The 17,913-nt window shown below is 67.7% G+C and carries 13 protein-coding genes; 11 read left to right on the plus strand and 2 right to left on the minus strand.

Annotated features, from left to right (window positions below; genetic code table 11):
- The first annotated feature begins 33 nt into the window (after positions 1 to 33).
- The 3 genes from ACUSIJ_RS19500 to ACUSIJ_RS19510 all read left to right on the plus strand — a co-directional run bounded on the left by ACUSIJ_RS19500 (position 34) and on the right by ACUSIJ_RS19510 (position 4,667).
- The gene (locus tag ACUSIJ_RS19500; RefSeq protein WP_449310079.1) at positions 34 to 2,223 is read left to right on the plus strand and encodes an acetate--CoA ligase family protein; all 2,190 of its coding nucleotides are present in this window, start codon (positions 34 to 36) and stop codon (positions 2,221 to 2,223) included.
- A 54-nt stretch (positions 2,224 to 2,277) separates the two neighbouring features.
- On the plus strand, positions 2,278 to 3,231 hold the full coding sequence (locus ACUSIJ_RS19505) for a 2-hydroxyacid dehydrogenase (protein ID WP_449310080.1): 954 nt from the start codon (positions 2,278 to 2,280) through the stop codon (positions 3,229 to 3,231).
- 170 nt (positions 3,232 to 3,401) lie between these two features.
- A complete protein-coding gene (locus ACUSIJ_RS19510; protein ID WP_449310081.1) occupies positions 3,402 to 4,667 on the plus strand; it encodes an MFS transporter in 1,266 nt (421 codons plus the stop codon).
- Between the two features lie 176 nt (positions 4,668 to 4,843).
- Here ACUSIJ_RS19510 and ACUSIJ_RS19515 read toward each other — a convergent pair whose 3' ends face one another.
- Positions 4,844 to 5,791, minus strand: coding sequence for a hydroxymethylglutaryl-CoA lyase (locus tag ACUSIJ_RS19515; protein ID WP_449310082.1), 948 nt, complete (start codon positions 5,789 to 5,791; stop codon positions 4,844 to 4,846).
- Positions 5,792 to 5,838: 47 nt separating this feature from the next.
- Positions 5,839 to 6,366 carry an FAS1-like dehydratase domain-containing protein gene (locus ACUSIJ_RS19520; RefSeq protein WP_449310083.1) on the minus strand — a complete coding sequence of 176 codons (528 nt, stop codon included), beginning with the start codon at positions 6,364 to 6,366 and terminating at the stop codon, positions 5,839 to 5,841.
- A gap of 211 nt (positions 6,367 to 6,577) precedes the next feature.
- On the opposite strand from ACUSIJ_RS19520, the gene ACUSIJ_RS19525 reads away from it, so the two are divergent.
- From ACUSIJ_RS19525 to ACUSIJ_RS19560, 8 genes are all read left to right on the plus strand, one after another.
- Positions 6,578 to 7,540, plus strand: coding sequence for an NAD(P)-dependent oxidoreductase (locus ACUSIJ_RS19525; RefSeq protein ID WP_449310084.1), 963 nt, complete (start codon positions 6,578 to 6,580; stop codon positions 7,538 to 7,540).
- Positions 7,541 to 7,849: 309 nt separating this feature from the next.
- Entirely contained in the window at positions 7,850 to 8,650 is an 801-nt protein-coding gene (locus tag ACUSIJ_RS19530) for an ImuA family protein (RefSeq protein WP_449310085.1), read from the plus strand.
- Positions 8,601 to 10,085 carry a Y-family DNA polymerase gene (locus ACUSIJ_RS19535; RefSeq protein ID WP_449310162.1) on the plus strand — a complete coding sequence of 495 codons (1,485 nt, stop codon included), beginning with the start codon at positions 8,601 to 8,603 and terminating at the stop codon, positions 10,083 to 10,085. The genes ACUSIJ_RS19530 and ACUSIJ_RS19535 overlap by 50 nt, the downstream gene beginning before the upstream one ends.
- Positions 10,082 to 13,288, plus strand: coding sequence for an error-prone DNA polymerase (locus tag ACUSIJ_RS19540; protein WP_449310086.1), 3,207 nt, complete (start codon positions 10,082 to 10,084; stop codon positions 13,286 to 13,288). The genes ACUSIJ_RS19535 and ACUSIJ_RS19540 overlap by 4 nt, the downstream gene beginning before the upstream one ends.
- Before the next feature lie 319 nt (positions 13,289 to 13,607).
- Positions 13,608 to 14,975: a V-type ATP synthase subunit B gene (locus ACUSIJ_RS19545; RefSeq protein WP_449310087.1), complete on the plus strand. Its 1,368-nt coding sequence runs from the start codon at positions 13,608 to 13,610 to the stop codon at positions 14,973 to 14,975.
- 10 nt (positions 14,976 to 14,985) lie between these two features.
- Complete coding sequence (locus ACUSIJ_RS19550; RefSeq protein WP_449310088.1) at positions 14,986 to 15,618, plus strand: V-type ATP synthase subunit D; 633 nt, start codon at positions 14,986 to 14,988, stop codon at positions 15,616 to 15,618.
- On the plus strand, positions 15,615 to 17,453 hold the full coding sequence (locus ACUSIJ_RS19555) for a V-type ATP synthase subunit I (RefSeq protein ID WP_449310089.1): 1,839 nt from the start codon (positions 15,615 to 15,617) through the stop codon (positions 17,451 to 17,453). Before ACUSIJ_RS19550 ends, ACUSIJ_RS19555 begins: the two co-directional genes overlap by 4 nt.
- Positions 17,454 to 17,465: 12 nt before the next feature.
- Positions 17,466 to 17,912 (plus strand): ATP synthase subunit C, encoded by a 447-nt coding sequence (locus ACUSIJ_RS19560; protein ID WP_449310090.1) that lies wholly within the window; start codon positions 17,466 to 17,468, stop codon positions 17,910 to 17,912.
- Position 17,913 lies beyond the last annotated feature (1 nt).

Here is a 17,913-nt window from a genome sequence, read left to right on the forward strand (position 1 = left end):
TCAAAAACAATGACTGGAGAGGGAGAGGTAACGTTGACGATTGCGAATGACCCGCAGGCGCGGCTGCGTTCGATCGATGCCATGTTCAACCCGCGCTCGATCGCCGTCGTCGGGGCCACCGAAAAACCCGGGTATGGCGGCCGCCTGTTCACCAACCTCCTGAACACCGGGAGCACGGCGACGCTCTATCCGGTCAATCCGAACCGCAGCGAGGTGCTCGGCATTCCCGCTTTCCGTTCGCCGGCCGATCTGCCCGAGCCCGTCGATCTGGCGACGATCGTCGTGCCGTCGGCGGACGTCGTGGCCACTTTCCGGAGCGTCGCCGAGCGGGGCGCGAAGTCGGCGCTGATCGTGTCGGCCGGCTTCGCCGAGCTCGCGACCGACGAAGGGCGCGCCCGGCAGGCCGAGCTGCGCGCGATCGCGCGCCAGTACGGCACCCGTCTGTGCGGCCCGAACTGCCTCGGCTTCGCCAATGTCGCCGGCAACAGCTGGACGACGCCGTCAAGCCGCATCGCGCCGCAGATGAAGGACCTCGACCCGCGCGTGGCGCTCGTCTCGCAGAGCGGCGCGACGGCCTACCGGCCGCTGATGGGCATGGCGCTCGACCGGGGCATCGGCTTCCGCTACATGATCGCGACCGGTAACGAGGCCGACCTCGAATCCACCGATTTCATCGAATACATGCTGCGCGACCCCGAGGTGTGCGCGATCATGGCCGTGGTCGAGAGCTTCAAGGACGGCCCGCGCTTCATCGATGTCGCCGAGCAGGCGCTCGAGGCCGGCAAGCCGATCGTGCTCCTCAAGATCGGCCGCACCGAGGCCGGCGCGCGCGGGGCCGCGAGCCACACGGCAGCGATGACCGGTTCGGACGACGTGCAGGATGCGCTGTTCCGCCAGAAGGGCGTCATCCGCGTCGACGACTATGATGAGCTGATCGAGACGGCGGCCATGTTTCGCGACCGGAAAGTGCCGAAGGGAAAGCGTGTCGGCGCCATCTCGGAATCGGGCGGCATGGGCTCTTTCCTGGCCGACAGGTGCGCCGGGGAGGGGCTGGAGGTGCCGGTGCTCTCCGACGCGACCCGCGACAAGCTGCTCGCCATCATGGGCGAGCGCGGCTCGGCGGCCAACCCGGCCGACCTGACGCAGTTCGGAAACGGGCCGGAATTCGCGACGATTCTCGACATCCTGCTCGCCGAGGAGCAGCAGCAGGACCTCATCATCATCAACAGCGTCGGCCTCGCCAACCAGGCCGATATCGTGATGGCGGCGACGCAGAAGACCGACAAGCCGATCCTGTTCATCTGGGCCGAGAGCAGCACCGCGCAGAACCGCGACTACGACGCGCTCGCCAGGCTGCGGCAGTCGGACGTGCCGCTGTTCTACACGCCGGGCGGGGCGGCCAAGGCCGGGCGCAGGCTGGTCGCCTATCACCACACCCGCGACCAATGGCTCGCCGAGAAGGCGTCGAAGGTCGCGCCGCTCAGGCAGGATATCGAGACGGTCCGGGCGCTGGTGCGGGAATCCGCAGCTGCGACCCTCAACGAGCGCCAGAGCAAGCAGGCGCTGGCGGCCTATGGCGTCGGGGGCGTGGGCGACAGGTTCTGCGCCGACCGTGCCGAGGCGCTGCGCGCCGCCGATCTCATCGGCTATCCGGTCGCGCTGAAGATCGTGTCGGAACAGATTCCGCACAAGACAGAAGCCGGCGGTGTGCGCCTCGGCATCGCCGACGCGAAGGCGCTCGCTGAAGCCTATGACGCCATGATGCAGTCGGTCGCGGCCTATGATCCGAAGGCGCGCACAGAGGGCGTGCTGGTGCAGAAGATGGCCTCCGGCGGCATCGAGCTGATCGTCGGCGTCTCGCGCGACGAGCAGTTCGGCCCCGTGCTGATGCTCGGCCTCGGCGGAGTGCTCGCCGAGGCGCTGGAGGCGGTGACGTGGCGCGTCTGCCCGGTCAACCGCCGCGAGGCGCGCGAGATGATCGGCGAGGTGCGGGGGCTCTCCAGGCTGCTTGCCGGCTTCCGCGGCAGTCCGAAGGCGGACGAGGGCGCGCTGGTCGATGCGCTGGTGGCGGTGTCGCGTCTGGCGGTCGATGCCGCGGACGAGATCGCGAGCCTCGACATCAACCCTCTGTCGGTGCTGCCGGAAGGGCAGGGCGCCATCGCGCTCGACGCGCTCGTCGTGCCGGTGCATAGAACGGCCGAAGAGCGGCGGAAGGCCGGTTGAGGACACCGGCATGCCGTCAGCGACCAACCTTCATTTCGTCAGGCAGGGGTGCCCATGCGCGTGGTGATTGCAACGGACGGCTTCCTCGAGCCAGAATACACGCCGAAGATGAAGCATGACATCGCCTTCGTGCCGCACGACGATATCGAGGCGCTGGCGGCTGCCCTTGCCCGGTCGGACGCGCTGGTGTCGCGACGCGTCAACGCGCCGGCCGAATTCCTGAAGCGGATTGCCAACGTGCGTCTGGTGCAGCAGGTCGGCGTCGGCACCGACCGCATCGACCTCATGGCGGCGTCGGCGCTCGGGATCAGCGTGGCGAACACGCCGGATGCGCCGAACAACGCCGTCGTGGAGCACACGTTCCTCATCATCCTCGCGGCGCTGCGCGGCTTCAGCGATCAGGTGAACGCCATGCGGACTGGCGGCTGGTCCGGCGCCGAGGTCTGGGAAGGCGAGGAGATCGGCGGAAAAACCGTGGGGATCCTGGGCTTCGGCTCGATCGGATCGGACCTCGCGCGCCGCCTCGTCGCCTTCAAGGCGGAGACGATCGTCCACACGCGGACGGTTCCGGCCGAGGCGCCTGCCGGCATCGCTTTCGTGGATCTGCCGACGCTGCTGCGGCGCAGCGACATCCTCGTCGTCGCGGCCGGCCTCAACCCCTCGACGCGCGGCCTGCTCGGTCCGGCGGAACTCGCGATGATGAAGCCCGGCGCGCTGTTCGTGAACATCGCGCGCGGCGCGATCGTCGACGAGCCGGCGCTGATCGAGGCCCTGGGGACCGGGCGTCTGCGCGGCGCGCTGGACGCCTTCGCGCGCGAACCGGTGCCGGCGGACTCGCCGCTGCGTCGGATGGCGGGCGTCGTCGTGACGCCCCACAGCGCAGGCGCCTCGCGACAGTCGCGGGACCGGATCTGGGCGCAGATGCGCGACAATCTCGATCGGCTCGCCGACGGGCGCGAGCTGATCAATGTGATCAACCGAAGGGATCTGCGTCAACCGCAACGTTAGCGGGTTTCACCGTCACGGAAACGGCGAAACCCTCTCACTTCCCTGTTTTGAGCGAATTCTAATCGATCAGACGGTTCCGTCTGATCGGACAGCATTCCAGCGCGGCAACCTGACCGGGAGACCATCGGCGCAGTGGCCGTCTCCGGAGGCCCGGTATTTGGAGGATACAGGTGCGCGGTCTCTATCGCGGTTGGCTCATCGTCGGCCTGGCCTTCATGGTCATGACCGTCGTCTTCGGCGCGCGCTTCACCCTTGGTCTTTTCGTCCCCGGCCTCACCCAGGACCTGAATGCGAGCGTCACTTCCGTGTCGCTGGTGTTCGCGCTCGCGACGCTGCTTTCCGGCTTCACCCAGCCCGTCATCGGGGTGTTCGCGGACCGTTTCGGTCCGGCCATCGTGATGCACGTGGGGCTGGTGGCGATGGGGCTCGCCTATGTCGGAACCGGCTTCGCGACGGAGATGTGGCAGGTGATGCTGCTGATGGGCGTGATGTCGGGGATCGCCTTCAGCGGGGTCAACCTCGTCATCCTGTCCACCCTCATCTCGCGCTGGTTCCGGCGCAAGCGCGGAACCGCGCTCGGCATCGTCACGTCCGGCTCCAAGGTCGGCACCTTCGTCGTGATGCCGGCGGCGGGGGCTGCGATCGTCGCCGTGGGCTGGCGGGAAACGTTGCTGATGCTCGGCGCGAGCATGCTCGTTCTCGTGCCGCTGATGTGGCGCTATCTGCGTTCGAACCCGCAGGATATCGGCCTCCATCCGGATGGCGATCCCATGCCGGCCCCGGCGCCGGTCCCCGTCGGCACGCCGCTCGCGACGCCTGCAGGGAGCGGCGTCTTCGAGATCGCCAGACGGGCCGTCGTCACGCCCGCCTTCTGGCTGATCACCGTCAGCCTGTTCGGAAACGGCTTCCTGATGAACCTGGTCTATTTCCACCTGCCGTCGGCGATCCTGCATCTCGGCCACTCGCAGCTCGTCGCCACCGGCGTGCTGGCCCTGATGGGCGCGATCGGCATATTCGGCAACATCCTGAGCGGCACGCTGTCGGACTATATGAGCCGCAAGCACGTGCTGGCGGTGCTCTATATCGCGCGCTCGGCCGCGACGCTGCTCATCGTCGCGCAGCCGGAGCTCTGGCAGATCTATCTCTTCGCGGCGATCTTCGGCTTTCTCGGCTATGGCGCGGTGGCGCTGACCTCCAACATCACCGGCGACGTCTTCGGGGCGGGATCGCTGGCGACCATCTTCGGCCTGATCTATGTGCTGCATCAGGTCGGCGGCGCGCTCGGCACCTATGCCGGCGGCCTGTCCGTCGATCTCACCGGATCCTACGCCGCCGCTTTCTGGATGTGCGCGGTCATCTCGGCCATCTCGACGGTCGTCACGCTGCTGATCCCGGTCAGGCCGCTGTCCCTCGAATGTGTCACGAGCAAACAATAATTCCCCGCCGCATCGAGACGCGGCGGGGAGGGGCGCCCGGCCGGGAGGAGCGCCGGGATCGGAAGCCGGAAGGGTCAGAGCACGTCATCATTTCACGGAAACGATAACATGCTCTTACTTTTTTATTTTGAGCGAATTCTGATCGATCAGCCGATTCCGTCTGATCGGAACGCGCTCTAGTGGCGGTACTGCTTCAGCGAGCCGCCCTTCATCACCTTGCCCGGAAGCGGATGGCCGACGACGTCTTCGGCAAGACGCGCGCATTCGATCATCTTCTCCAGATCGATGCCGGTCTCGATTCCCATCTCGTGCAGCATGAACACGAGATCCTCGGTGCAGATGTTGCCCGCCGCGGCCGAATGGCCGGCGAAGGGGCAGCCGCCGAGCCCGGCGACGGCGGAATCGAAATGCGAGATGCCGAGTTCGAGCGCGGCATAGGCATTGACCAGGCCGGGGCCGCGCGTGTCGTGCAGATGGATCCTCAGTTGCGCATCGGGCCAGCGGTCACGGATGGCGCCGAGCAGCTTCTTGGTCTGGACGGGATTGCCCCAGCCCATCGTGTCCGAGATCAGCAGCCGCTTCAGCTTGTAGCCGTGCTCCTCGAGCTTCTTCTCGATCGTGGCGATGCGGGTGAGCACCCAGTCTGCCGGGATGTCGCCCTGATAGTTGCAGCCCCAGGCTGCATTCACCGTCGCCTGCTCGACCGGAACGCCGAGAGCCTCGTATTTCGCGATCCAGTCGTCGAAGGTCGCGGCGGTTTCCTCGATGGTCTTGTTGGTGTTCTTCTTGATGAAAGCCGGGCTGGAGCCGAGTTTCAACGAGCCGTCGAGATAATATTTGCCGGTGGCCGCGGCGCGCTCCAGCCCCTGCGTGTTGAGGTATAGGCAGCTATAGCGCAGGCCCTCGACGGGCTTCAGGCCGGCAGACACCTCGTCCGCGTCCGCCATCTGCGGCACCCATTTCGGATTGACGAAAGAAGTGACCTCGATATCGGCAACGCCGGTCTCCGCGAGCGCGTTGACGAGTTGCAGCTTCCTTTCCGTGGGGATGAACGTCTTCTCGAACTGGAACCCTTCGCGGGGGCCCACTTCGTAGATCGTCACTTTGCTCGGCAGATCGCTCATTCACATGGCCTTTCGATTGGGCTCGGTATCACGGGCTTTTCGCCGGCTCAGCGCATGATGCGCGTCTGGATGGCCTTCAGCAGCAGCTCACCCTTTTCATTCGTGTAGAGGGTCTCCGTGAGCAGGAAGACCATCGTGCCGGTGCGGCCTTCCTTCTGGTAGATGTCGATGTACTTGCTCTTCACGCGGATCCGCTCGCCGGGTTTCGCCTGCTGATAGAGCTCGACCTGATTGCCGCCGTTGAGCACGCGGGTGAGCGGGATGGGCAGAGGCGGCAGGCCCTTCATCACACCGCGGACCGAGCCGTCGAAATGCGGGTCGGTCGGAGCGCGGTCGAACGAATCCGGCGCGCTGGCGGGCACGCGCAGGGCGTGGAGCGGAAAGAGAGGGGGCGCGACGATACCGCCGAACTTGGTCGAGGCCGCATGGGATTCGTCCCAGTAAACCGGGTCGCGGTCCATGGTGGCCTGGATATGGCGCCGGATCTGGCCCTGCTCGACCGGATCGCAGGCTTCCTCCCACTCGGACTCCAGTCCGATCATCGCCTTCACTTCATCGGTAATATAATCCACCATTCTCCCGGACTCCTCCTGTCGCCGCTTATCAAGGCTGCGGCTTTGTTCGTCTCGATCCGACGCACTCGGACAGCGCGCCGGTTTCCCAAGGATCGGACCCAATTTTATACATCCAAACATAATTTGATCAAGCATATATCGATTAAATAGGATTTTGAGCTTATGATACGGCGAACGGTAACGATCGGCTGGGCGCGGGAGGAATTGGCGGATGGCTTTGCGTGTCACGGTGATTGCGGGTGGCGTTCTCGATCCGGGCACCGCGCCTGCGACGACGCATGATCTTACCTTCGTGCCGCTTTCCGATCCCGGGGCGCTGCGGAGGTCGCTGGTGGAGGCGGATGCCTTTGTCACGCGCCAGGTGGCGGTGACGGACGAGTTGCTGTCTGTCTGCAAGCGCCTGCGGCTGGTGCAGCAGGTCGGCGCGGGCATCAACCGGATCGATCTTGCGGCGGCTGGGGCGAGGGGCATCCCGGTGGCGAACACGCCGGGCGCGCCCACCATCGCCGTCGTGGAGCATATGTTCCTGCTGATCCTCGCCGCGCTGAGGGACCTGCCGGGTCAACTCGACGCGATGCGCTCCGGCGTCTGGTCGGACACGGTGGTGTGGGAGAACGACGAGATTGCGGGCCGCACGGTGGGACTGATCGGCTATGGCTCCATCGGCCGCGCGTTTGCAGCGCGCATGCTCGCCTTCGACGCCAGGATGCTGGTGACGACGCGCACCGTGCCGGATGACACGCCGCAAGGCATCCGCTTCGTCGATCTGGACACGCTGCTGCGCGACAGCGAGATCCTGGTCGTCGCTGTGCCGCTCACACAGGAAACGAAGGGCATGATCGGCGCGAAGGAACTCGCCAAGATGCAGCCCTCCGCCCTGTTCGTGAATGTCGGCCGCGGCGCCATCGTCGACGAGGCCGCCCTGTACGAAGCCCTCGCGAACAACAGGCTGCGCGGCGCGGCGCTCGACGTCTTCACGCAGGAGCCGCTGCCGCTGGATTCGCCGTTCCGCAAGCTGCCGAACGTCATCCTGACGCCGCACAGCGGCGGCTCCACGAAGCATGCGCGCCGCCGCATCTGGACCGCGGCAATGGACAATCTGGACAGGCTGGCCGGAGGGCGCGAACTGATCAACATCGTCAACGCCAGGGAACTGAGCGCCGCGCGGCGATAGCCGCCTGCGCCGGCGTTACGCCAGAGCGGCGGGCATTCGGACAGAATCGTTCCGCCGCTCTATCCATTTGTTTACGCATCAAGTTTTTCCGAAAAGTGCACACACTTTTCGGCTTGATGCTATAGCCGACAGGTGCGGATCGGAACGACAGGCGAGGTTCCCAGACGTGCCCTCGGCATGAGTCCGAAGCACGCATCCGCAAAAGCACCCACCCGCAAATCCTGTTGACTCGCCGGCCATTTAAGAACAAATAATGAACATATGGCGGAAAGGTGTTCCGCCAGACCATGAGACCAGCGCTTTTCCGCCATGTCGCCCTCCGCCGCCAATCCGGTCATCGCCGAGCTTCGGGAGCGCGTCCGGCGGTTCGAGGGTGCGGGACGGGGCGTGCGGCAGGTGCTGCCGTTCGGCGTGGACGAGATCGACCGGCGTCTGCCGGGGGGAGGGCTCATGCTCGGGTGTCTGCACGAGGTGGCGGGCGGCGGCAGCGGGGCCGTGGACGGGGCGGCTGCCGCCCTGTTCGCGGCCGGCATCGCGGCGCGCACGAAGGGCAAGGTGCTGTGGTGCGTCACCCGGCCGGACCTGTTCGCCCCGGCGCTGGCCCAGGCGGGCCTGCCGCCCGACCGGGTGATCCATGTCGAGGCCGGCGAGGAGAAGGATCTGCTCGCCTGTTTCGAGGAGGGGTTGCGTCACGGCGGGCCCGGCGCCGTGGTGGCGGAGGTCTCGCGCCTGTCCATGACCGCCTCGCGGCGGCTGCAGTTGGCGGCCGAACGGTCCGGCGCGACCGGGATCGCCATCCGGCGCTGGCGGCGTCCGGCCGATGCGGCGGACTTCGGACAGCCGACCGCCGCCTTCACCCGCTGGCGCGTTTCGGTGCTGCCGTCGGCGCCGTTGCCGGTCGCGGGCGTCGGGCGTTCCCGCTGGTGGCTCGAACTCGTGCGCTGCCGCGGCGGCGAAGGTTTCGATATCGAAGTGGAGGCCTGCGATGCCGAAGGGAAACTCGTCGCGGATCGTGTCGCTGTTCCTGCCGAGATGGCCCACGGACCGTCTCGGCAGGCAAATGGGCGGCCAAATGGGCGACCGAGCGGGCGGCGCATCGCCCCGGCCTGACGGGCCGCTCGTCCTAGCGGGCCGCGAGGGCAGGCGGCGCGTCGTCACCGCGCTCGATGCGGCGGCGGAGCGCCTTGGGCTCGTCGCCGGCATGGCGGTGACGAAGGCGCGGGCGCTGGTGCCGGGGCTTGCGGTCGTGGATGCCGACCCGTGCGCCGATGCGCGGGGGCTCGAACGGCTGGCGCTGTGGGCGCTGCGCTTCTCGCCCATCGTCGCGTCCGACCCGCCCGACGGGCTCGTCATCGACACGACGGGGGCCGACCATCTGCACAGCGGTGAGGCCGCCATGCTGACGGCTATCGTGGAGCGCCTCGCGGCCGCCGGCATCGAGGCGCGGGCGGCCGTCGCCGACACATGGGGTGCGGCCCACGCCGCCGCCCGCTTTCTCGGCCGGGCGACGGCGGTCGTCCCGCCGCAGGGGGCGGAGCGGGTGCTGCGCCCCCTGCCGGTCGAGGCGCTGCGCCTTGCGCCGCAGACCGTCCGCGATCTGCGCGGGATCGGATTCGAGCGCATCGGAGACCTCGTCGACCGGCCGCGCGCCCCGCTGGCGCTGCGTTTCGGGCCGGATCTCATGCGCCGGCTCGATCAGGCGCTGGGACGCGTGGCCGAGCCCGTCGAGCCGGTGCGCTCGCCCGATCTCATCGCGGTTTCCCGCGTCTTCGCCGAGCCGATCGCGGCGCCCGAGACCATCGCCCGCTATACGCACAAGCTCGTCGCCGCCCTGTGCGCCGGGCTGGAGGCAAGGGGGCTCGGCGCGCGCCGCCTCGACCTGCTGTTCCGGCGCATCGACAACGGCCTGCAGGCCATCCGCATCGGCACGGCGCAGCCGGTGCGGGATGCAGGACGGCTGACGCGGCTCTTATGTGAGCGCATCGAGACGATCGATCCCGGCTTCGGCATCGAGGCCATGACACTGACCGCCACCCGCGCCGAGCCGCTCACGGCCCGGCAGGTGGCCGCCTCGCTCGCGGACGAGGCGGAGCCGGACATCTCCGGCCTGATCGACGTGCTGGCCAACCGCGTCGGCGTGCGCCGGGTCTATCGCCTCGCGCCCGTCGCCAGCGACGTGCCCGAGCGCTCGGTGATGCGCATTGCGCCGCTGTCGCCGGCGACGGGCGGGAACTGGACGGGGGAATGGCCGCGTCCGCCGCGGCTGCTGGCGCGCCCCGAGCCCATCGACACCATGGCGCTGCTGCCCGATCATCCGCCAGTCTGGTTCGCCTGGCGCGGGGTGCGGCGGCGGGTCGCGCGCGCCGACGGGCCGGAGCGTGTGTTCGGCGAATGGTGGAAGCGGGAGGCGGAACTTGCCGCGGTGCGGGATTATTTTCGCGTCGAGAGCGAGGCCGGCGAGCGCTACTGGATCTTCCGCACGGGCGACGGCGAGGATCCCGAAACCGGCTCGCACCGGTGGTTCCTGCACGGGATATTCGCATGAGCGCGGCTTACGCCGAACTGCAGGTGACGAGCCATTTCAGCTTCCTGCGCGGGGCATCCTCGTGCGAGGAGCTGTTCCTCCGGGCGCAGGAACTCGGCATCGAGGCGCTCGGCATCGTCGACCGCAACTCGCTCGCCGGGATCGTGCGGGCGCATCAGGCGGCGAAGGTGACGGGCGTGCGCCTGATCGTCGGCTGCCGCCTCGATCTTGCTGACGGCCCGCCGGTGCTGGTCTATCCCATGGATCGCCCGGCCTATGCGCGTCTGTGCCGGCTGCTGTCGCTCGGCAAGAAGCGGGCCGGCAAGGGTCGCTGCCATCTTGCATGGGCCGATCTCGCCGCTTGCACAGAGGGGCTGATCGCCATCCTGGTGCCCGATGCGGCGGATGACGCCTGCGCGCGCGACCTCTACCGGCTGCGCGACCTCTTCGGCGACCGCGCCCACGTGGCGCTGACGCTGCGCCGGCGGCCGAACGACCAGTTGCGGCTGTGGGAACTGTCCAATATGGCGGCGCGGGCGCGGGTGGCGACCGTCGTCACCAACGACGTGCTCTACCACGAGCCCGGCCGGCGCATCCTGCAGGATGTCGTCACCGCGATCCGGCACACCGTCACCATCGACGATCTCGGTTTCCGGCACGAGCGCCACGCCGACCGCTACCTCAAGCCGCCGCAGGAGATGCACCGGCTGTTCGCCCGCTATCCAGAGGCACTGGCGCGCACGCTCGACATCGCCCGCTCCTGCACGTTCTCGCTCGATGAACTGGCTTATCAATATCCGGAGGAAAAGCTCCATCCGGAGCTCACGCCGCAGCAGACGCTGGAGAAGCTGACATGGGAGGGGGCGGCGGGCCGCTATCCCTCGGGCGTGCCGGACAAGGTGCGCCGCACCCTCCAACACGAGTTGCGGCTCATCGAGAAGCTCGACTACGCGCCCTATTTCCTGACGGTCAACGCCATCGTCCGCTTCGCGCGCTCAAGGAATATCGTGTGTCAGGGCCGGGGCTCGGCGGCGAATTCGGCGGTGTGCTACGTACTCGGCATCACCGCCATCGATCCCGGCAACAACAATCTCCTGTTCGAGCGCTTCGTCTCGGAGGAGCGGCAGGAGCCGCCGGACATCGACGTCGATTTCGAGCACGAGCGGCGCGAGGAGGTCATCCAGTGGGTCTACGAGACCTATGGCCGCGACCGCGCCGCGCTGTGCGCCACCGTCATCCGCTACCGCGCGCGCGGCGCGCTGCGCGACGTCGGCAAGGCGCTCGGCCTGCCGGAAGACCTGACCAGGATGCTGTCGTCGCAGGTCTGGGGCACGTCGGAGAAGGTCGAGGCGAAGCATGCCGCACAGCTCAACCTCAACATGGCCGACCGCAGGCTGCGGCTGACGCTGGACCTCGCCCGCCGGCTCATTGGCACGCCCCGTCACCTCTCCCAGCATCCGGGCGGCTTCGTGCTCACCCGCGACCGGCTGGACGACCTCGTGCCCATCGAGCCCGCCGCCATGGAAGACCGGCAGGTGATCGAATGGGACAAGGACGACATCGACATCCTGCGCTTCATGAAGGTCGACGTGCTGGCGCTCGGCATGCTCTCATGCATGCGCCGCGCCTTCGACCTGATCGAGGAGAAAACGGGAAAGAGGCACGACCTCGCCTCCATCCCCCAGGGGGACGATGCGACCTATGCCATGATCTGCAAGGCCGATACGCTCGGCACGTTCCAGATCGAGAGCCGCGCGCAGATGAGCATGCTGCCGCGCCTGAGGCCAGAAAAATTCTACGACCTCGTCATTCAGGTGGCGATCGTGCGCCCCGGCCCGATCCAGGGCGGCATGGTGCACCCCTACCTGCGCCGGCGCGACGGGATCGAGAAGGTCGATTATCCGAAGCCCGAGCTCAAGGTCGTGCTCGGCACGACATACGGCGTGCCGCTGTTTCAGGAGCAGGCCATGCGGGTGGCCATCGAATGCGCCAGCTTCACCCCCGGCGAGGCCGATGAGTTGCGCCGCGCCATGGCCACGTTCAAGCATACGGGCACCATATCGAACTTCGGCCAGCGGCTGATCGACGGCATGGTGGCGAACGGCTACGACGCCGAATTCGCCCAGAAGATCTTCCGCCAGCTCGAAGGCTTCGGCAGCTACGGCTTTCCCGAGAGCCACGCGGCGAGCTTCGCGCTGATCGCCTATGCCTCCGCCTGGGTCAAGTGCCATCATCCGGACGTGTTCTGCGCCGCACTCCTCAACGCCCAGCCCATGGGCTTCTACGCCCCGGCGCAGATCGTGCGCGACGCGCGCGAGCACGGCGTCGAGGTGCGCCCCGTCTGCGTCAACGCCTCCCGCTGGGACTGCACGCTGGAGCCGCGCGACGCGCAAGATGGCCGTCTCGCCGTGCGGCTCGGCTTCAGGATGGTCAAGGGGCTGGGCAACGCGGAGGCGGCGCGCCTCGTCGCCTGCCGGGCCGATACGCCGTTCGTATCGGGCGATGATGTCTGGCGGCGGGCGGGCGTCTCGACCGCCGCGCTGGTCGCGTTGGCGGAAGCGGACGCCTTCCGCCCCGCGCTCGGCCTCGCGCGGCGTGAGGCGCTATGGGCGCTCCGGGGGCTTCGCGACGAGCCGCTGCCGCTGTTTGCGGCCGCCGCGCAACGCGAACGGGCCACCGTGGCGGAACAGGTGGAGCCGGCAGTCGCGCTCAACCCCATGACCGCCGGCGGCGAGGTGGTCGCGGACTACGGCCATGTCGGGCTGACGCTGCGCCGTCATCCCGTCTCGTTCCTGCGGCGGGATCTGGCGCGCCGGCGCATCGTGACCTGCGCCGAGGCAGGCGCCGCCCGCGACCGCAGCTTCATCGAGGTCGCGGGGATCGTGCTCGTGCGCCAGCGTCCGGGCTCGGCCAAGGGCGTCGTCTTCGTGACCATCGAGGACGAGACGGCCATCGTCAATCTGGTGGTCTGGAAGCAGATGCTCGACCGATACCGGCCCATCGTGCTCGGCGCGCGCATGATCGCCGCGCGGGGACGCATCCAGCGGGAAGGGGAGGTGATGCACCTCGTGGTGCACCGCCTGACGGACCTGTCGCCGCTGTTCGCCAGCGTCGGCGCGCGTGACACGGGCCTTGCGCCGGAGCAGGCCGTTACTGCTCCTCATGAGCAGTATTTTCATAAGAATCTTGGCGAGATCCGGGTGAAATCGCGGGATTTCCGGTGATGCATCGTGCCGGCAAGTCGGCTGGCCGTTTGCACGTTCGCATCATCATGAAGATCGGCCCCTGAAAATCGGTCCATCACGGGATCTATGGCCAGCCAATCATTAAATTTTTCCCAGACACTTGTTAAATGTCATGTATCGCATAAAAAATGTCGTCAAGCTTGCGCTAAAGCAGTTCCAGCAAAAGCGGAAACCGGTTTTGCGTCCGGAATTGCGTAAAAACAAAGAGATAGAGCATTTCTCCGTTTCAACGAAAAAGGAGAAATGCTCTAGAGGCTGTGGCTATAACACCTCTGACGACAACCAGAAGGACCAGCGAATGAGCGCACTCTCCATCCATTATGATCGGGTGCTGTCGATTATAGGAGAGGTGGTGCGCGTCGCCCTGCCGTCCCGCGCGCCGGGCGTGGCGGAGGACGATCCCGACGGGCCGCGCTACGGCGATCTCGCCATCGTCAGCGAGGGCGACGGCGAAGCCGGCGCGACCGGGCGGCTGGCGCAGGTCGTGCGGCTCGATGCCGGCGAGGTGTCGCTGCAGGTGTTCGGCGGCACGCAGGGGTTGTCGACGCGGTCCAAGGCGCGGTTTCTGGGCCATCCGCCACGGGTGGCGTTCTCGGGCAACATCCTCGGCCGCGTCTTCTCCGGCGACGGGCGCGTGTCGGACAGCGGCCCGGGGCTCGACTACGAGCCGCAGGTGGAGATCGGCGGGCCGTCGGTCAATCCGGCGCGGCGCGCGCTCGCCTCGCGCATGATCCGCACCAACGTGCCGATGATCGACGTCTTCAACTGCCTGGTCGAGAGCCAGAAGATCCCGATCTTCTCGCGTGCCGGCGAGCCCTACGACGCGCTGCTCGCCCGCATCGGCGTGCAGGCGGATGCCGATATCGTGGTGTTCGGCGGGCTCGGCCTCACCTTCGACGACTACTGGCGCTTCCGCTCCACGTTCGAGGATGCGGGCGTGTTCTCGCGCACCGTGATGTTCGTCAACCAGGCCGCCGACCCGCCGCTGGAGCGGCTCCTGGTGCCGGACATGGCGCTGGCGGTGGCGGAAAAGTTCGCCGTCGAGGAAAAGAAGCGCGTGCTCGTGCTGCTGACCGACATGACCGCTTTCGCCGATGCGCTGAAGGAGGTCGGCGTCGCCATGGAGCGGGTGCCGTCGAACCGCGGTTATCTCGGCGATCTCTATTCGCAGCTCGCGCGCCGCTACGAGAAGGCGGCCGTGTTCCATGGCGCTGGTTCGGTGACGATCCTGACCGTCACCACCATGCCGGGCGGCGACGTCACCCACCCGGTGCCCGACAACACGGGCTACATCACCGAGGGCCAGTTCTACCTGCGCGACGGGCTGATCGACCCGTTCGGCTCCCTGTCGCGCCTCAAGCAGCACGTCATCGGCAAGGAGACGCGCGAGGACCATTCGGCGGTGATGAACACCATGATCCGCCTCTACGCCGGCGCGCGCGAGGCCGAGCGCAAGCAGGCCATGGCCTTCGAGCTGTCGGACTACGACGAGCGACTGGTGCGCTTCGGCGAGGCGTTCAAGACGCGCTTCATGGACATCGCCGTGTCGCTGCCGCTGGAGGAGGCGCTCGACCTCGGCTGGCGCACCATGGCCGAGAACTTCTCGCCGGACGAGTTGCTGATCCGCCAGAACCTGCTCGACAAATATTATCCGCAGCCGGCCTGAGGGGGAGACGATGAGTCAGATCCCCCTGAGCAAGGCGCAACTGGCGCGCGAGAAGGAGAGCCTTGCCGCGAGCAGGCGCTTCCTGCCCGCCCTCGATCTCAAGCGTCAGCAGCTGATGGCCGAGCGCAACAAGGCGCGTGTCGCCGCCCGCGAGGCGCGCGAAGCGTTCGATCGGGCGGTGATCGAGGCCGGGGCCACCGTGCCGATGCTCGCCGACCGGCGCATCGACCTCAAGGACCTGGTGAAGGTTGACGCCGTACACCTCGGCGAACGCAACATCGCCGGCGTCAAGGTGCCGGTGGTGGACGACGTCACCGTTTCGATCCGTCCCTACGGCCGCTTCGCCCGCCCGCACTGGGTGGATGAGGTAGTGCGCCGGCTGGCCGCGGCCGCGCGGCTGCGCATCGAGGCGGAGGTCGCCGAGCGCGCCGTCGGCCTGATCGACAGGGCGGTGACGCGCACCACACAGCGCGTCAATCTGTTCGACAAGATATTGATTCCGCAGGCGGAAAGAAACATTCGCCGCATTCTGGTGGCGCTCGGCGACAACGAGCGGGCGGCCGTGGTCGGCGCCAAGCTCGCCAAGCGCAAGCGCCAGCAGGAGGAAGCGGGACAGGGCAACGGCAGGGGAGGCGAGGCATGACCATCGTCCCCATGCGCCGCATCACCCTGTGCGGGCTCGTCGGCGAGAAGGAAGCGGTGCTTGCCGGCTTGCAGGATCTCGGCTGCGTTCACCTCATCCCGCTGCGCCAGCCGGGCGCGCTCGCGCCGGAGGATCCGGTGCTGCGCCGGCGCACGGAAACGGCCTTCCGCCACCTGGAGGAGGCGCCCTACAAGCTGCGGCCCTTCCGCCTTGCGACCGAGTTCGACCTGTCGGCGGCGGTGGAGGAAATCGTCGCCAACCGCGCCCGCCTGCGCCAGTTGCGCGACCGGCGCGACGCGCTGGAACAGCGCATCGCCACGCTGGAGCAATGGGGCGATTTCAAGCTGCCGCCGGTCGAGAACCTCGCCGGCCAGCGGCTGTGGTTCTATGTCCTGCCGATCAACCAGCGCGCCGCGCTCGATCGCGTCGAGCTGCCGTGGCAGATCGTCGGCAAGGGGCCGACCGTGGTCTACGTCGTCCTCATCTCGCCCGACGAGCCGCCGGCGGAGGTGCTGCCGGTGGCGCGCTCGCGCACGGGCGCGAAGCCGCTCGCCGATCTGCGCGAGGCGCTCGAGGACACGCAGGTCGATATCGAGGAAGCCGAGGTGCGGCGGGCGGAACTCACGCGCTGGCGTCTGGCGCTCGGCCTGCATCTGGCGGAGGCCGCCGACAGCGACGAGCGGCGCGCCGTCGCCGAACAGACCCATGACGAGGAGCAGGTGTTCGCCCTGCAGGGCTGGGCGCCGGCCGAGGCGGCGCAAAGGCTGGAAGCTTTCGCGAAAAGCCGCGGTCTCGCCCTCGTGGTCGAGGAACCGGCGGCGACCGACCGGCCGCCGACCCTGCTGAGCCCGCCCGAGCGGGTGGCAAGCGGCGCGGACCTCACGCACTTCTACACGAGCCCCGGCTATCGGAGCTGGGACCCGAGTCTCGTGGTGTTCGTATCGTTTGCCTTCTTCTTCGCCATGATCGTGGCGGACGCGGGCTATTCGGCCCTCATCGCTGCCGGCGTGCTGCTGTTCTGGCGCAAGTTCAACGCGAGCCTCGCCCTGCGGCGCACGCGGGTGCTGCTCATCGTGCTGTCGGCGGCGGCCATTGTCTACGGCGTGCTGGCCGGCTCCTATTTCGGCGTCAGCCCGCCCGAAGGCAGCCTTCTGGCGCGGTTCGAGATCATCGACGTGCACGACTTTGACGCGATGATGCGGCTGTCGATCGGCATCGGCGTCGTGCATCTGTCGGTCGGGCTGGCCGCCGACGCGTGGGTCAACCGTGGTCCGGGAGGGACGATCGGCGGCAAGTCGCTGACCGCGCTCGGCTGGATCACGGCGATCTGGGCCGGCTTCCTGATGTGGCTCGGCGAGGGCGGGACGGTCGCGACCTCGCTGACCTCGATCATGCTTCTCGGCGGCCTCGCGGCAGTTGCGCTGGGCGGCGCGACGGCGCAGCCGGACGCGGGCCTGGGCAAGCGCGTGCTCGGCGGTGCGCTGGCGCTGACCGGCGTCACCAAGATCTTCGGCGATGTCCTCAGCTACCTGCGCCTCTTCGCGCTGGGGCTCGCGAGCGCCTCGCTCGCCGCGACCTTCAATGCGCTGGCGGCGGACATACGCGGCGAGAGGGCGGGCATCTACGTGCTGCTGTCGGTGCTGGTGCTGCTGCTCGGGCACGGCGTCAACCTCGCGCTCGGCATCATGAGCGGGGTGGTGCATGGCCTGCGGCTCAATTTCATCGAGTTCTTCAGTTGGGGGCTGACCGAGGAGGGCTATCCCTTCCGGGCATTCGCCAGACGTGCGACCAAGACGACGCCGGCCGCCGCGCCGCCGCCGGCACACGCCAAATGAAAGAGGCAGTCAATGAATGAGTTCATCATCGCCCTTGGGTGGCTTGGCGTGTTCGCGCCGATGGGATTGGGGGCGCTTGGCAGCGCCATCGGTGTGGCGCTCGCCGGACAGGCAGCCATCGGCGCCATGCTGGAGACGGACGGCAACTACGGCCGGTATCTCGGCGTGTCGCTGATGCCGTCCTCGAACGTGATCTACGGTATCGTCGTGATGTTCTCGCTGCAGCAGCCGATCACGCCGCAGAACGGTGGGGCGCTGTTCGGCATTGGCATCATCACCGCGCTCGTGCTGCTCTATGCGGGCGCCTATCAGGGCAGGGTGTGCGCCAGCGCCATCGCCGCCTCGAAGAACAAGCCGGAGATCTTCGGCCTCAGCCTCGCGCCGGCGGCCATCGTCGAAGGCTTCCAGGTCTTCGCCTTCGTCTTCGCGCTCGTGCTGGCGGGCTATATCGAATCGTGAC

Source organism: Pseudochelatococcus sp. B33, from assembly GCF_053570585.1.

Excerpts from the sequence above, each read along its gene's own strand:
- ACUSIJ_RS19505 (WP_449310080.1), top strand. The coding sequence starts at position 2,278 with ATGCGCGTGGTGATTGCAACGGACGGCTTCCTCGAGCCAGAATACACG.
- ACUSIJ_RS19515 (WP_449310082.1), bottom strand. The coding sequence starts at position 5,791 with ATGAGCGATCTGCCGAGCAAAGTGACGATCTACGAAGTGGGCCCCCGC.
- ACUSIJ_RS19520 (WP_449310083.1), bottom strand. The coding sequence starts at position 6,366 with ATGGTGGATTATATTACCGATGAAGTGAAGGCGATGATCGGACTGGAG.
- ACUSIJ_RS19525 (WP_449310084.1), top strand. The coding sequence starts at position 6,578 with ATGGCTTTGCGTGTCACGGTGATTGCGGGTGGCGTTCTCGATCCGGGC.
- ACUSIJ_RS19530 (WP_449310085.1), top strand. The coding sequence starts at position 7,850 with ATGTCGCCCTCCGCCGCCAATCCGGTCATCGCCGAGCTTCGGGAGCGC.
- ACUSIJ_RS19535 (WP_449310162.1), top strand. The coding sequence starts at position 8,601 with ATGGGCGGCCAAATGGGCGACCGAGCGGGCGGCGCATCGCCCCGGCCT.
- ACUSIJ_RS19540 (WP_449310086.1), top strand. The coding sequence starts at position 10,082 with ATGAGCGCGGCTTACGCCGAACTGCAGGTGACGAGCCATTTCAGCTTC.
- ACUSIJ_RS19545 (WP_449310087.1), top strand. The coding sequence starts at position 13,608 with ATGAGCGCACTCTCCATCCATTATGATCGGGTGCTGTCGATTATAGGA.
- ACUSIJ_RS19550 (WP_449310088.1), top strand. The coding sequence starts at position 14,986 with ATGAGTCAGATCCCCCTGAGCAAGGCGCAACTGGCGCGCGAGAAGGAG.
- ACUSIJ_RS19555 (WP_449310089.1), top strand. The coding sequence starts at position 15,615 with ATGACCATCGTCCCCATGCGCCGCATCACCCTGTGCGGGCTCGTCGGC.
- ACUSIJ_RS19560 (WP_449310090.1), top strand. The coding sequence starts at position 17,466 with ATGAATGAGTTCATCATCGCCCTTGGGTGGCTTGGCGTGTTCGCGCCG.